This window comes from Desulfomonile tiedjei DSM 6799, from assembly GCF_000266945.1.
GTDB lineage: Bacteria > Desulfobacterota > Desulfomonilia > Desulfomonilales > Desulfomonilaceae > Desulfomonile > Desulfomonile tiedjei.
On record NC_018025.1, the window covers coordinates 1,770,782 to 1,786,018 of the forward strand.

General features: G+C 48.6%; 6 protein-coding genes. 4 read left to right on the top strand and 2 right to left on the bottom strand.

Going from position 1 to position 15,237, the window contains the following annotated elements; all coding sequences use genetic code 11:
- The first annotated feature begins 123 nt into the window (after positions 1-123).
- Positions 124-3,228 carry an efflux RND transporter permease subunit gene (locus DESTI_RS07500; protein WP_014809360.1) on the top strand — a complete coding sequence of 1,035 codons (3,105 nt, stop codon included), beginning with the start codon at positions 124-126 and terminating at the stop codon, positions 3,226-3,228.
- Positions 3,229-3,682: 454 nt separating this feature from the next.
- Here DESTI_RS07500 and DESTI_RS07505 read toward each other — a convergent pair whose 3' ends face one another.
- Positions 3,683-5,338 (bottom strand): glycosyltransferase family 39 protein, encoded by a 1,656-nt coding sequence (locus DESTI_RS07505; protein ID WP_014809361.1) that lies wholly within the window; start codon positions 5,336-5,338, stop codon positions 3,683-3,685.
- 426 nt (positions 5,339-5,764) lie between these two features.
- Between DESTI_RS07505 and DESTI_RS28565 the strand changes: the two genes are divergently transcribed.
- Both DESTI_RS28565 and DESTI_RS07515 read left to right on the top strand, forming a co-directional pair.
- Complete coding sequence (locus tag DESTI_RS28565; RefSeq protein WP_169316374.1) at positions 5,765-9,412, top strand: PAS domain S-box protein; 3,648 nt, start codon at positions 5,765-5,767, stop codon at positions 9,410-9,412.
- A gap of 329 nt (positions 9,413-9,741) precedes the next feature.
- On the top strand, positions 9,742-10,830 hold the full coding sequence (locus DESTI_RS07515) for a radical SAM/SPASM domain-containing protein (RefSeq protein ID WP_014809363.1): 1,089 nt from the start codon (positions 9,742-9,744) through the stop codon (positions 10,828-10,830).
- A gap of 322 nt (positions 10,831-11,152) precedes the next feature.
- Here DESTI_RS07515 and DESTI_RS07520 read toward each other — a convergent pair whose 3' ends face one another.
- Positions 11,153-13,411 carry an ankyrin repeat domain-containing protein gene (locus DESTI_RS07520; RefSeq protein ID WP_014809364.1) on the bottom strand — a complete coding sequence of 753 codons (2,259 nt, stop codon included), beginning with the start codon at positions 13,409-13,411 and terminating at the stop codon, positions 11,153-11,155.
- Positions 13,412-13,873: 462 nt separating this feature from the next.
- Between DESTI_RS07520 and DESTI_RS07525 the strand changes: the two genes are divergently transcribed.
- Entirely contained in the window at positions 13,874-15,232 is a 1,359-nt protein-coding gene (locus DESTI_RS07525) for an MFS transporter (protein WP_014809365.1), read from the top strand.
- The last annotated feature ends 5 nt before the right edge of the window (positions 15,233-15,237 follow it).

Consider the following 15,237-nt stretch of genomic DNA (forward strand, 5'->3'; position numbering starts at 1 on the left):
TCTTGAAAAAAAGCTGATCAAAGCGTATTTCTCTACAAAAATCTGCCAGTTGAAAAAGCAGTCTCTTGGCACAGCCGTTGCTTTGCCAAAAAGCTACATTCGTTTTTGAGAGGTACCACCCCAGTGAATATAGCGGAATCTTCCGTACGACTACCAATTACAGTTATCGTCAGAGTCCTTCTGGTCCTGGTATTCGGATATGTGTGTGTCACTTTCCTAATTGTTGAACTCAAGCCCGATACCGAGCAGCCGGTGCTGGTGGTTACCACCCGATTTTCCGGAGCAGCTCCCGAAGAGGTGGAAGGAGAAGTCACCACCAGGTTCGAAGAAAGCATCTCCGGCGTCACCAACATGGTTTACACCCAGAGCTTCTCCCGTCACGGTGAATCCCTGATAATGATCTTCTTCAAGCCGGGGACGAACCTTGACATCGCGGCTTCAGAGCTTCAGCGCAATTTGGATCGAGTACGGGATCTGCCCAGAGCGGTCGAAACACCGCAAATTTTCAAAGCAAGCGATCGAGTGAGTCTGCCCGTTTACCAGTTCGCCCTGACCGGAAGTGCTGATCTGGTGACCATGTCTACCTGGGCGGACAAGGAAATAGCACCACGGATAAAGAGAATTCCAGGGGTGGGCGATTGCCAATTCGATGGGAACCGTACTCGTGAAATGCGCGTGACCTTCGATGCAGAGCGTCTGAAAGCACGGCGACTCACTGTAGAGGAGATAAAGCGATTCATAGATCGGACAAATCTCAATCAGAGCGGCAGCTATTTCAACGAAGGGGACAGAGAATGGACAGTGAGAACTGTGGGAGAGCTGCTTACTGCGGAAGCATTCCGTAAAGTTCGCATCTCAAAACCGGGAGAGCCGATTCTCCACCTTTCGGATGTCGCGCGTGTAGAAGACAAATACGAAAGGCCGGAATCCTATTGCCGTATAAACGGCCAAGATGGAATCGTCTTCAATGTTTTTAACCAGGTCGGGGCGGACATAATCTCGACAATCGATGAGGTGAACGAAGAAATCCGTCTCATGCAGCAGGAATACGGACCTTTGGGGGCAAATTTTCAGGCGCTTTACAATCAAAGCACGTATATTCGGGACGCCGTTCGTATCGTGAGATCCAGCCTGCTCGAGGCCATAATTCTTGTCTTACTCGTATTGTTCGTGTTCTTGAAGCATTGGCGCAGTATCTTCATTGTTGCCACATCAATCCCAGTCTCTATAGTCGGCACGTTCATAGGCATGTACCTGCTCGGGTATTCCATAAATGTTCTCTCACTTGCCGGGCTTGCATTGTCCGTGGGAATGATCGTCGACGACGCTATCGTTGTCCTCGAAAACATTTACCGCCATCGGTACGAGGAAAAGAAGGATATTGTCTCTGCATGTGTGGACGGGACCCGTGAGGTGGGAACCGCTGTCCTCATGTCAACTCTTACCACGGCGGCTGTTTTCGTACCGGTCCTCATGCTCACGGGCGAAGTTGGTACGCTATTCGGACCGGTTGCTTTCATCATATCCTGCGCAATATTCTTATCTCTTTTCGATGCGTTTACCGTCGTCCCCATGCTCGCCTCCCGCTGGATGACCGAAGAAAAGGAACCGTCGGGATTCCTGAAGAAATTGATGTCACCGTTGTACGAGCTGGATCGCGTGGGGAATAATGTATCCGAAGCGCTCATACGTACACTGAGATTTTTCCTCAATTCCTGGATAAGGAAGACAGGTCTCATTCTCGGAGTATTAATTATACTTTTGATATCCTATTGGTTGTTGCCTCGTATGGGATATTTGCCCACCGGAGGGACCCATTTATTACGAATAAAGGTGGAAACATATGAGGGAACAAGCCTGCAGGAAAAAAGTAGGCTTATGAACATCCTGGAGAACCGGTGGAAGGATATCAAAGGAGTGCATCATGTTGTAAGTATTCCGAACCGGAACATGCCTCGTAATCAGATTTATCTGGTTTGCGAACGAGAAGAAGACAGCGGGGTCTCCATAAACCAAATTGCCCGGGAAGCCTACGCTTCTTCCAAGGATCTGCCGCTGAAAGCCATCGATCCCGTCAGATTTCCTCTTTTTGGAAACATGTATTCAAGATCGAATGTTGTGGACGTCCGCATACGAGGAAAAAGCTACGAGGTAATCAATGAGATCGTGCAGCAGATTCTGGAAATCGGAAGAAATACACGGGGTGTGGTCTTCAGATACACGGACCTGTACTTACGAAAACCCCAGGTGGAAGTGAGAGTGGACGATGAGCGGGCAGTTCATTACGGATTTGATGTGAAAGACATAGCGGATGCTGTAGAGAGTGCTGTTGGCGGTCAACGGACCGACACCCAATTCGATGTGGACGGTCGTTACTTCTACATTCGCGTGATGGGACAGGAGACCGATATCACGACAGTGTCGGATATCGGTCGCATTATCCTGACTTCTCCTCAGGATTCCAACATCCAGATTCCTCTTACCAGTGTTGCAACAGTGACCACGACATTCGGACCGTTGCAGATAAATCATTACAATTCGAGGCGCAATGCTCGGGTGCAGTTAACCATCCAGGACAGGTCACTTGGCGAAGTATTCGATGAAGTCGTATCCAAAATCAACTCAACCGTGGCTTTTCCGGTTGGTTATACGTATGTCCCGTTTGGGGCGGTGAATGAATTACGTAAGCTCAACGAAGCGATAAAATTCGTTTTTCCACTTTCGGTAGTGGTGGTTTACCTGTTGCTCGTCATGCAATTTCAATCATTTATTCGACCTCTGTCGATTCTGCTGAGCCTACCGCTTTCTATCATCGGAGCGAATTTTATCGTGAAGTTAACAGGCACGCCTTTTGATTCGTTTACTATCTTAGGTTACATAATGATGGTAGGCTTAGTGGTAAAAAATGCTATTATTCTTATTACCTATGCAGTTCAACTGATGGATGAGCAGGGAGTCGGGCGGGATGAAGCCTTGGTCCTGGCGAGCATAAGAAGAATGCGTCCCATATTCATGACGGCTATTGCAATGGTTCTTGGAATGTTGCCTCTGGCTCTGAAGAGCGGAGCAGGTGCAGAAATTTACAACGGTCTTGCGATGGCGGTAATAGGAGGGCTATCGGTTGCGACACTTTTCACGCTTATATTTATTCCTGTTGTTTATACTGTCCTGGATGACATAAAACAGCGTGTCTGGAAAGTGAGTCCTCTCGTAATCGATAAGCCGTAAGTTCTTCTGTAGCAAAGCTGACCCGGTGTTTCTTACGTGTTCTTGCCGGGCGATATCGGCTATGATTGTAGCCCCCGGATGAGGAAAGGATAAATTCTGCATCATCTGGAAACTGGTAAATTTTATAGTCAGTGCCAAAACTTCTGTCGTTTATCCCTCGTGTGAATTACAGAATATTGGTAGGGACCGGCGTCGCTGCCGGTCCATTCCATCGATATCATTGATCATATTGAAGATGTGCCGGCACGGAGGCACGGCACCCACCAATATTCCTAATCTTCAATCGGTCACTAATTCTGGCAACTGCTATATAAGCAAGCACAAGAATTTGCATTCAAAGAGAGAAGATATGGGAAACCCTTCTTGTAAGAAGTGTTTCCCATATTACTGCTTTGAAAACATCTTCCCATGAAAGTCCCCGGGTTACGATGTCTGGGGTCGAAGGCTCAGGGATTCATTCTGATGAGGCTGCTTTCTTCAGGATATGATAAATACCGAATTGGGCTACAGACCTATAATTCTCCCGTATAAATTCATCCAGAATGGTGATTCCGGTGCTGACGGAGCTTGCATTGGGTTCTGTGGACTGCTTTATATCCACCAGGACAATCCATTGCACATTGTGACGGGAAAGTGCTTCTATTATTTCTTTCTGCACAGGCAGTGAATCTGCAAGACCCGGGCAGAGTTCATGATATCTTGTTGCACATGTACGATTTGCGAGAAAATAGAACCCGATATCATTGATGAACAACATGTCGTGTCGGAGATTGCCTACAAATATGGGCTCTGACTGTGAACTATGGGAGTGTAGGTACTCTATCGCGTCCTGCTGATCTCTATCAGTGAAAACACCTGCGGCTCTTTCCAGGCGAGAATGGCAGTGCATGAGAGAAAAGTTCTTACTTGTCGATGCGATTTCAGGTGCTTGGAAATAAAGGTAAGGGACTGCCAGTATGACTGGCATGACAGAGGAAACCGCTCTGGAAAGTCTTCCCACATTCTTCGTGCACATTTGAAAGATATGAGCGGCCGCCACCCACATGAGAATTGATGTAGGCAGCACATGAATATAATCGAACCTGCTATACGCTTGATTGAAGAGTAACAGACCGAACAGACTGGAAGCCATTCCACCGAATAATTCAGTTTTTCCAGGGAAAGGAGAATTTACCAGCAAAGCACGGCCGTAGCAAAGAAGAGCCGTGACATAAGTCATGAGGGGTAAGTAGAATTTCAGCCAATTGTAAGCGCCTGTGCTCGTCAATGTCGAAAAAGAAATCGGCGTTATGACATCATAGATCTGCATCAATCCAGGGATGGGAAGACGTCTGATTGCAGGAATTTTAGTGGCAGGAAATACCACCGTCTGGTCGAAGAGATCGTGAAATCCGCATTGAACGGCAATGCAGGAATATCCCAGGAGAAATGTTGCTCCGAATCCGGCTGTCACGAGCGTGGCAGGCTGCAACCTCGCAGGCCACATTCTTTCGTCCGGATTCCGAATGAGAGAATTTACCAGGATGATACTTGAACCAATGCTTGCCAATCCATAAAAAGCAATGTCCCATCTGAAGAGAGAGGCAATTCCCAGCAAAACACCCGCGAGAACGAAAGAGGAAGGTCTCTTCTTTTCCAACGAAACCATGCTCACAAGAAGCGCACACAAACACAATGCCATGGCAGGGAAAACCGCGTACCCGTAATGACCTACGGAGCTGAGTAATACGACCGAAACGGAAGTAGCGAGAAAGCTCAGCCAGCGCGTTGCGAGACGCTTCGTTATGGCATAGATAAGCACAACAAGACATAAACGAACAACCGTATCGTACAGTCTTGCAGCAAGCACGTATGAACCGAAAACATGAAATACCGCGCGTAGAACATAGAATTGTCCGGGAGGATACGTCGTCCAAAAATCTTTGTACGGTGTATCCCCCTGCATGATCCTGAGAGCATTGAAGACTGCGGAACCTTCGTCGAAAAGATTGAAAGGGCTTTTGATCGGGAGCAACAGAATCAAAAAACCGCACCCGAAGAAGAAATACGTAAAGACTCGCACCATGCTGCAACGGTTCCCATTCGATATACTTACAACCAGCAGTTTCACACAGTTGACCTGCTCGAATCAAGCGAAGCATGAGCCCTGGCATCCGGAAAGTCACATCATCCACACGAGCTAACGGACGGAAAATGATGATGGCACGAAACTGCCTGTAATAAGGGCGAAAAAAAAGAGCAGCTTTCTTTGTCGGGAAGTTTTTGCTTTGTACTGCAATTTAGTAAATACAACTCTCTTACTTTCCGCTATAATGACTCAAAATTCATTACGAGCGGTCTAGTCTGTGGAGTTCTCCTAAAAGGGGTTGTTGCTTTCTGAATATCACAATCTCGTCCGAAGGTGAATTGTATGCAAAATGAGCAAGATGCGGTGAAATTTGAATATACAACCGAGATTGAGCGACAGAGGCGGGAAAACGAAATTATAACGAACAAGCTCGGCTCTCAGCAGCAACCCTGTATTCAAGAAACACAAATGAACGAACCATCGGAAGACCTTCTTTCCGCAATTTCCCAGGATCATATGTATGTACTGACTAGGAATGGCACTTTTTTCAATGTGAGCCCATCTGCTCTCGAGACAATAGGGCTGAAGGAAGAAGAAGTAATTGGAAAAAACTGGAGAGAGATAGAATTCCACGAAAATTTGCTTCCACTCTTTGAAAAGAATCTGGAAAAAACCTTTCGCACGAACAGAACTTGTTGCGGTGAACTTACTATGCCAACCGCAGCGGGCGTCAGGTCTTACGAGTACACACTCAGCCCGATTCGGCTTAAACACGATCCCGATTGTGTACTTGTCATCCTCAGAGATGTAACAGAAACAGCGGAAACGATTTCCGATTTGCAGTGGAACGACGAGCCCGGCCAGCGGCCGGTTCAAAGCCTGAACAGCATAGTCCTGCGTTTGCACGTCGATGGAACGATAATGTTTCTCAACAATTTTGGACTGAACTTTTTCGGATATGCAAAGCATGAGATTCTCGGTAAGAACGTTGCAATCCTTCTTCCGGAGAAAGACAGGTTCGGCCTTGTTCTTTCTTCACTCCCGGATGAAGTGTTAAAAAATCCTCAATCGTACAAGCATGTTGAAAATGAAAATATAAGGAAAGACGGCAGTCGGGCATGGGTTTCCTGGACCAACACCGCACTATTCGATGAAAGGGGTCAAATAAAGGAAATCGTCTGTATAGGAAACGACATTACTCGCGTAAAGGAATTGGAAGAGCGTCTCACCAGAAGCAATGAAGAATTGGAACAGCGGGTAATCGAACGCACGGCCGAACTGGAACGAACAAACCGTCAACTTAAGCTAGAAATTGCCGGACGCAGAGCAATTCAGAAGAGCCTCGAAGACAGTGAAGAGCGATTCCGTCTCATAGCTGAAAAGGTCGATGACGTCTTTTGGATCGTCGATCCTCACGATGCAAAGGTCCTGTACGTGAGCCCGGCGTATGAAAAAGTCTGGGGTAGAAGCCGTGAAGGCCTCTATACCTCGCGAGGCGATTTTCCCCAAAACGTCCATCCCGATGACAGATCAAGGGTTTTTGAAGCAACACAGGAGTTGCTCCTTGAAGGCAGCTTTTGCTGCGATTATCGCATTATTAGACCTGATGGGACCATCCGATGGATTGAAGACAGGTCGTTTCCCGTTCGAGACTCGGATAAGATACTGAAATACGTGGCAGGAGTCGCACGGGATATCACGGAACGAAGGCTTGCCGAAATAAGGTTGCGTGAAAGTGAGGAGCTTTTCCGTCGCACCTTTGACAAAGCTCCCATTGGAGCTGCGTTGGTTTCCATGGATCTGAGGGTTCTGAGGGTGAATGAAGCATTGTGCAAAATGACACAATACTCGGAACGAGAATTTGCGAAATTAGGCATGTGCGGAGTGGCACATCCCGGTGAAGTGGAACCCGACCTGGAACGCATAAAGCAACTGGAGCGGGGAGTTATTGAAAGCTACTCTGCCGACAAGCGCTATTTTCGAAAAGACGGAAAGATGATCTGGGTTGACTCGTCCGTCCGTTTAATTCGTGATTACATGGGAAATCCGCTTTACTATTTGCCCATGATGACAGAAATAACAGATCGCAAGATAGCGGAATTCCAGTTGAGTGAAAGTGAAGAACGTTTTCGCCTTGCAGCCCAATTTGCGTCAGATTTTGTGTACGAATGGAATCTCAAAACTGACTCGGTCCGGACTTTTGGTACGGGAGCGCCTCCTCTGGGATATTCGGATGAAGAGTTCGAAAATATTACTCAGTGGATCAGCAAGATTCATCCTGATGACATTGACCGTGTCCGTGATGGGGTACGGAATAGCATCGAAGCAGGAACACCTTATTCTGAGGAATATCGGGTAGTTCACAAAGACGGATCCTACAGATATTGGTGGGGACGAGGCAATGCCTTACGAGATGAAGAGGGGACTGCTTACAAATGGATCGGAGCCGCTTCGGACGTCACTGACCGCAAGATCACGGAACTGCGGCTGCAAAGGCTCAATCGTGCGCTACGGATGGTGAATGCGTGCAACGAACTCCTCGTCCGAGCTTCAAGCGAATCCTCTTTGCTCGAAGGAATCTGTGATGTCATTGTAAATACCGGTGGATACCACATGGCATGGATCGGTTTTGCCCTTGATATTGAAGGAAAGGAAGTAAGGCCGGTGGCATGGTCGGGTAGCGAATCGGAGCACCTGCAGTCTGTTCATGTGAGTTGGGATCCATCAAGGCCGGACGGGCAGGGGCCTATAGCGCAGGCCATTCGCTCAGGTGAGTACTGTGTCGTAACAGACATACAGTCCGATCCCGGAACTCAATGTTGGAACGACTTACCCTTCTTTCAGAAATGTAAGTCTGTCGCGTGCCTTCCTTTATTCGTGCACAAGAAAATCATCGGGATTTTGACCATATACTCCGATCGGGAAGAAGCGTACGATGCAGAAGAAATAAGTCTCTTGATGAGTTTGAGTGAAGATCTCAGCTATGGACTTACCACACTCAGATTAAGGGCCGCACATGAGAACATGGCAAAGGTCCTTGAGCAGAGAGAAAAGCAGTACCGTCTGCTAACAGACAATTCTCTGACCGGTATTTTCATCTTTCAAAATGAAAGACTCGTTTACGTGAACGATCGACTGGCTTCTACCTACGGTTATAGCCGGGAAGAAGTGCTCGGACGAGAACCCCGGCAATTTCTCGTCGAAGAAGATCGTGAATGGGCAATGGCGCAGAAAAACTCTTTATTTCAAGGAGCAGAACTCGAACCGGCCGAGATTCGAGTATACGATAAAGCCGGAAACGTGAGATGGGTGCAGGTATACGTCTCCTCTATCGAGCATAATTCAGAGCCCGCGATCATGGGAAACATTGTCGATATCACCGATCGGAAAAAAGCGGAGCAAAATCTGCAGGAAACTCTTAGCAGGCTTGAAATGGTCAACCAAGAATTGGAGCAATTCACGTACGTATCGTATCACGATCTTAAAGAGCCGCTCCGAAATATTATCACGTGTCTGCAGATGATTGAGAAACACGATCGAGACCGAGTCAGTGAAGATGGAAAAATGCTGATGATACATGCCGTCGAAGGTGCACATCGACTGGTTCGTCTGATCGACTCACTTCTGGATTACACAAAAATACGGAGCAGCGAGAGAGAAGATGTTGTAATCAGTTCAGAATCGAGTCTCACGACTGCCATTGAGAACTTGGACACAGTCATCCGGGAGAGCGGCGCAAGAATTACCTATACACCGTTGCCTGATGTAAAGGCCGATCCGGTCCTTTTGACTCAGGTTTTTCAAAACCTTTTATCAAACGCGATAAAATTTCAATGTGAAGAACGCTCGAAGATCCATGTCTCTGCTCTCCGTCAGGGATCGGAATACGTGTTTGCCGTTCAAGATAACGGCATCGGGATCGATCCGCAGTATTTTGAAAGAATCTTCGTCATTTTTCAGCGGCTTTTCAGTGCCGACGAATATCCTGGAACAGGAACAGGACTTGCCATCGTGAAAAAAATTGTGGAAAGCCATGGCGGAACCGTTTGGGTGGAGTCCGAATTAGGGAAAGGATCGACCTTCTTGTTCAGCCTGCCTGCGCCACGTAGTGCATGATGTTTCATACATTTTGCAGTTACGCACACAAAATAGCGAAGGCTGGAGTGTCCTGAGCGGAGTGATTAGACGGCTTTGCGTCGTCCGGAGCGAAGGATACTCCAGCCTTCCAGATTATGAAAAAAACCGAATCGGTGTGATACGCTCGCCTGATCGGGATTCTGTGTGGCCTTTTGGAATTACTGCCCGTCAATCCCATCGGATGTTTGCTTGACTTTATCCGTGCCCCGCAATTAAGCTGCACTTCAACATGAACGCGAAAGGTGTAATTTGTATTTGCTGATTCAGGCAACCTCCACATCCGGATTGTCATCACATTGAGTATTCATATGAACACGTTACCTTCGTACTTGCCGAAGAAATTTCAACGTATCCACATCGAGCTAACCAACAGGTGCAACTTCTCCTGTATTTTTTGCCCCGATGGATTGATGACGCGCAAAAGAGGATTCATGCCTTTTTCCCTGGCATGCTCCGCACTGGACCGGATTTCCGAACTGGATCTCGCAGAAAAAGTGACGTTTCACGTCATGGGTGAGCCTCTGCTTCACCCCGAATTCTTCCGGGTCCTCGATCATGCAGCGTCCAGAAATGTCCCCGTAGGACTCACTACGAATGGAGCATTACTCAAATCAGACACTATCCGGGAGATTGCAGGTCGCGATCTGTACCAGATCGATATTTCGCTCCAAACACCGGACAGGGAAAGCTTTCATGCAACCCGCGGTACGCGGATGGATTTCGAAAAGTACAGGGACAACCTTCTTTCCCTTCTCGCTGCATGTTCGACACGCCCTTCACCGCCTATTTTCAAGATCCGCATGATGACCACCCGATTTGCCGGAAAGATGCGAAAGCAACTCGGAGTGCCGAATTTCATGCCGGATTCTGCAACCCTGCAGAGGACGGTGCTCGAGTGGACCGAACGCATCTACGAGCGTCTAGGGCTGGAGGCGACGGCAAATAACGTCAAGAAACATATAGGAAAGATCCGCATTCACGGTTGGAATGTGATAGAGATCGCTCCGAAAATATTCATTGAAACGTACGTCCTTACCGACTGGGGAAATGCGTTTGCCGAAAACAATCTTATCGAGGCAAACCGCGGCTACTGCTTTGGAATGCGAGATCATTTCGCAATTCTGTATACTGGTGACGTGGTGTTGTGCTGCGTAGATTTCGACGGCAAAACAGGCATTGGAAACCTGAACGACAAGAACTTGTCTGAGATCCTCGCTTCTCCCGAGCTGGAGAAGATTATGGAAGGATTCAAGACCGGCAAGCTCGTGCACCCTCACTGCCGCCGCTGCCTGGGCACATCGAGCAGGTTGGCCTCCTGGATCAAACCCGTAGCATCGGTTTTGGGGCTGAAGGTTTTGAAACCGTTCTTTTATAGAAAATACAAGTTGTACGAATAGAATCCCAATTGTATCCACGGGAGCAAGAAAGTGTCTCAAAAGTCGAAATTTATCCCAGATCGTGGCACGAAGCTCTCATGGTCTCGCTGGCCTGATTGTAGGGGCGGGCCTCGTGTCCGCCCAAATAAGGGTAGGCACTAGACCTACCCCTACGAAGATGTCGAATCGTGGCACGATTTGTTGTGCATTCGAGAATTTTGAGACAGTTTCGCAAACCCGCAGCTACTCATGGTCTGTCCCTTCAGGAAGTTTCAGTCTTGAACCGAGTGGCCCCCAACGCAGAACCGGCAAATTAGCGGAGCATAAGGGCATAATCCAAGAATTATTTCGTCAAAAGCAAATCCACCATATCCTGTCTTCCCGCTTCTGAGGCAACTGTCAGCGCACTCTTCCCTTCCCAGTCCTCTGCTGCTATATCGGCTCCTTCGGCAAGGAGCATTTTGGCAACCGCTTTATGCCCGTTCTGTACCGCTTTCATCAGCGCAGTTTTTTGGCGGTTGTTTGCTCCATTGATCTCCACGCCTTTGGTCAAGAGGAATTTCACGATTTCCACATGACCCCCATCGGCAGCGGCAATCAAAGCAGTGTCGCCATCCCTGTTTTTCGCATTCTTATCCGAACCCGCTGACATCAAATATCTCACCACTTCACGATGACCGTTTCTGGCGGCTACAATAAGTGGCGTATTCCCTTCGCTGCCCGCTACGTTCACATCCGATTTTTTTTCGCAGAGAGCCTTGACTGCCTCTATACGGCCCTTTGCCACCGTAAGTATCAATGCGGTGTTGCCGTTTGCCGCCTGAGCATTTGGAAACGCCCCCGCATCCAGAAGGACTTTCACGACATCCGCGTGTCCGTTTTCCGCTGCTCGCATTAGTGCCGTATATCCGTTGCTGCCACGCAGATTGATGATGGCTCCCTTGGAGATGAGCAGTCTCACTGTATCAGAATGTCCCAAACCTGCTGCAAACATCAGTGCAGAGTCTTTTGACTCAGTCTGAGCATTTGCATCGATCATCCCGGACAAGGCCCGATTGGTTTCCTCAAGGTTGCCGCTCAAGACAGCCATGATAAGGCTGCGCTCGGGTGCCCCTTTTCCGGAAACGAGTACATCGGCTCCTTTTGCCAGGAGATACTTGATTATATCCAGGTGTCCTGCCCGGGCGGCTTTGATCAAAGGAGTCGCAGATTCCAAATCCGCGGAATTAATGTCAGCACCCCAATCCACGAGGAGCTTTACCAGATCCAAACGTCCGGCTCCTGCAGCAAGGCTGAGTGCCGTGTCGCCTGCATTTGTCCTGGCTCTCACGTTTGCATTTTTTTCCAGAAGCAGTTCTGCTATTCTCGCGTGCCCGCGTTCTGCAGCAAACGCAAGAGGAGTGTAACCTTCACTATTTTTCTGGTTCACATCTGCGCCGTGTTCCAGGAGAAGCGGCACAACGTGCTCATGACCGGCTTTGCATGCGCTGGAAAGCGCAGTCGCTCCCTCCTGAAAAACCGCATTGACGTCAGCACCCTTCGCCAACAATAACTTTACGGCCTCAGACTGGCCATGAGCTGAAGCGGAGATCAAAGGGGTTGCGTTCCGTTCGTCCCGGACATCCACGTCTGCTATCTGGCCCATCATATCCTGCAGTTTTTCGAGGTTTCCCGTCTCGGCCGATTTGAACAAACGTTTTTTCAATTCCGCAACAGGAACTCGCGGTCCAACAAAGGACAAAGGGAAAGCTCCAACCACTTTGCCTTCAAATTGTGGGTGTTGGCGACCTTCGGTCTTCTTTTTGGTTACGGAATAAGCGTACTCGTACGCTTCATTGAGGGTAACGAGTCCGTCGTGGTCCTTATCTGCTTTGCCCTTCAACCCTTCGAGAAAACTGTGGGTGAAAATGCTGTTCTTGAAATCGGGCGATTCCCAGGAAAGCTCGCCGCTTCTTGCGGAAGTAATAATCGCTCTACCGGATGAACTCTTTGCTTCCTGCAGAAATAATTCGAGGGAAGGGCTCAAGGCCTTTGCCTTCATCTGAGAGAAGCCCCCCGCATAACACGCGTCGGCAATGATGAGCACCCGCTCCGCATTCAAGCCTTTGAGAAAATCCAGGCCGCTCATTTTAACGGAAGTGGTGCCCAGATAATCGGGTTCTGCATCGTGAGGCAAGAAGAGGAAATCATTCGGGCGAAGTGGGTCGAACCCGCCATGACCGCTGAAAAAAAGGATTACCGTATCGTCCTTCGATGCCTTGGGAAGCGCGTAATAGAGATATTTTTCTACTTCGGATTTAGTGGCTTTCTCATTCATGAGAAATGTCACGTTCGTATTTCTGAATATTCCTTGCTGAGTAGTAAGAAAATCACCAAATTCTTTCGCGTCTTTGTCTGACAGGTCGAGTCTGGGAACCCGGGGGTCCTTGTACTTTGAAATTCCCACTACGAGAGCATACAAGTCACCGGATTTGGTTTGAGGAAGAACGGACGCCCCAGGCCGAGACGCTGCTGCCTTCTTTGTTTCTGCAGCGTTGGCCGGAAGACCGGAAAAAAGGAGCAAGAAAACAAATAGGCCGATAACGAGCGCCCGATATGGCATGAATTACCTCCTTTTTTCTGAATCTGATAATCGCATGAAAAACGATACGTACTTCATTGTTTCGACATCGAAAATCATTCAGAGTTCTCTGCGCATCTTTTTTTTCTGAAAACGCGTACCCCGAATGATGTACTCATAGCTCGATACGCGAAAAATCTCAATTCTTACTGAATGGAGAGCTACATATTAACTTTGGTTACTTGGCAACCGTCTCTGGGGCGGGCTCCTGACTTGGAGTTTATGTGAATATTGTATACCTTGCCAAGATAACGCAATAAGGGATGAAGAGATTTTTGGATGTGCTCGTGTGTCCAACGTTGTTGTATTATCCTGGTGTGTTAACCAAATTCCAGAATACAAATAATCTGACAACTTGTAAAAAATGCTTCCATTTTTCTGAAATTATTGTATTATTCGCCCTCAACATACTGCTTCGATCCCAAAGGTCCGGCAGGAGACATCGTGAACCTCGACAAAAAGCTCGTCCTCATTTCGTTTTTGTACTTTGCCGAGGGCTTCCCGTTTGGAATCATCGAACAAACTCTACCTGTGTATCTCCGCCTGCACGGAATGTCTCTTGCATCAATGGGAATGCTGAGTCTGGTAAGTCTGCCCTACGCTCTGAAATTTCTTTGGGCCCCCGCTGTGGACTTTCTGGGAAGCCGCCGCAGATGGATTGCCGGTTCGCAGCTCATACTTGCCGGTTTGATGTGCACGCTTGTCGCTCTCGACCCTGAGTCTCCCAATATCATGCTCTGGGCGATCATTGCATCCCTGGCGATCATGTCCGCAACCCAGGACATTGCGATAGATGCATACTCTATCGAGCTGCTGGACACTCGCGAGATGGGTGTGGCTAACGGCTTCAGGCAAGCGGCATATCGTGTGGCATTGATCGTTTCAGGCGGACTCTTTGTTGCCCTGGGGGGCTGGCTGGGATGGACGACCGCTTTCATGGCCACTGCAGCAATACTCTGTATTTCCGGTCTGATTTCACTCGGGCTCCCGCATGTGGACGTAAGACGTTCTCCGTTTTCTGCCGCATCGCTCAAGGCCCCCTTTAAGGACTTGTTTGCCCGAGCCGGCGTAGTTCCGGTGATTCTCTTTATCCTTTTCTACAAACTGGGAGATCTGGCCATGGGGCCGATCGTCCGGCCATTCTGGTTGGATCGCGGACTTACAACGGAAGAAATCGGGCTCATCACCGGAACCCTTGGAGTATTTGCAGCCATCTCAGGGGGACTTGCGGGCGGCATGCTGATGAACAGGCATGGGATCTATCGAGGATTGTGGATCTTCGGATTGGCCCAGTGCTTCAGTCATTTTGCGTATGCATTTGTTGCCGCGTACCCGGTGACGGGCCACATCGGGGTCTATTTTGCCTCACTTGCCGAATCTTTTTGCAGCGGTCTCGGAACTGCCGCTTTTCTGGCTTTCCTCATGAGCATCTGCAACAGGGAGTTTTCTGCAACTCAGTATGCATTGCTTTCTGCGATCTTTCGGGTAACGGGAATCGCCGCAGGCACATTCAGCGGATTTGCGACAGATGCGCTGGGATACGCATTCTATTTTGGCGTGACGTTTCTTTTGCCGCTTCCGTCTTTCGCATTTCTCAGCCACGTGAGGAATTGGATTCCGGAAGAAAGCAAGTCGGCTGAAGTGAGATCCAAGAGCGACATCGATCATGTGAGAGATTCCGCAGAGGAGCCAACAATTGTTCGTCTCCGCAAGAAAGATTATCCCGCAGGGGAACCGGCTAGACCCGCATATAGGGAAGGTGCGCCGGAAATTTCCGAAATCAGAGACAGCCGAGCGCCATAAGCGGG

What these genes read in the sequence shown, in the direction of transcription:
- DESTI_RS28565 (WP_169316374.1), top strand. Translation starts at nt 5,765, where the DNA reads ATGAACGAACCATCGGAAGACCTTCTTTCCGCAATTTCCCAGGATCAT.
- DESTI_RS07515 (WP_014809363.1), top strand. Translation starts at nt 9,742, where the DNA reads ATGAACACGTTACCTTCGTACTTGCCGAAGAAATTTCAACGTATCCAC.
- DESTI_RS07520 (WP_014809364.1), bottom strand. Translation starts at nt 13,411, where the DNA reads ATGCCATATCGGGCGCTCGTTATCGGCCTATTTGTTTTCTTGCTCCTT.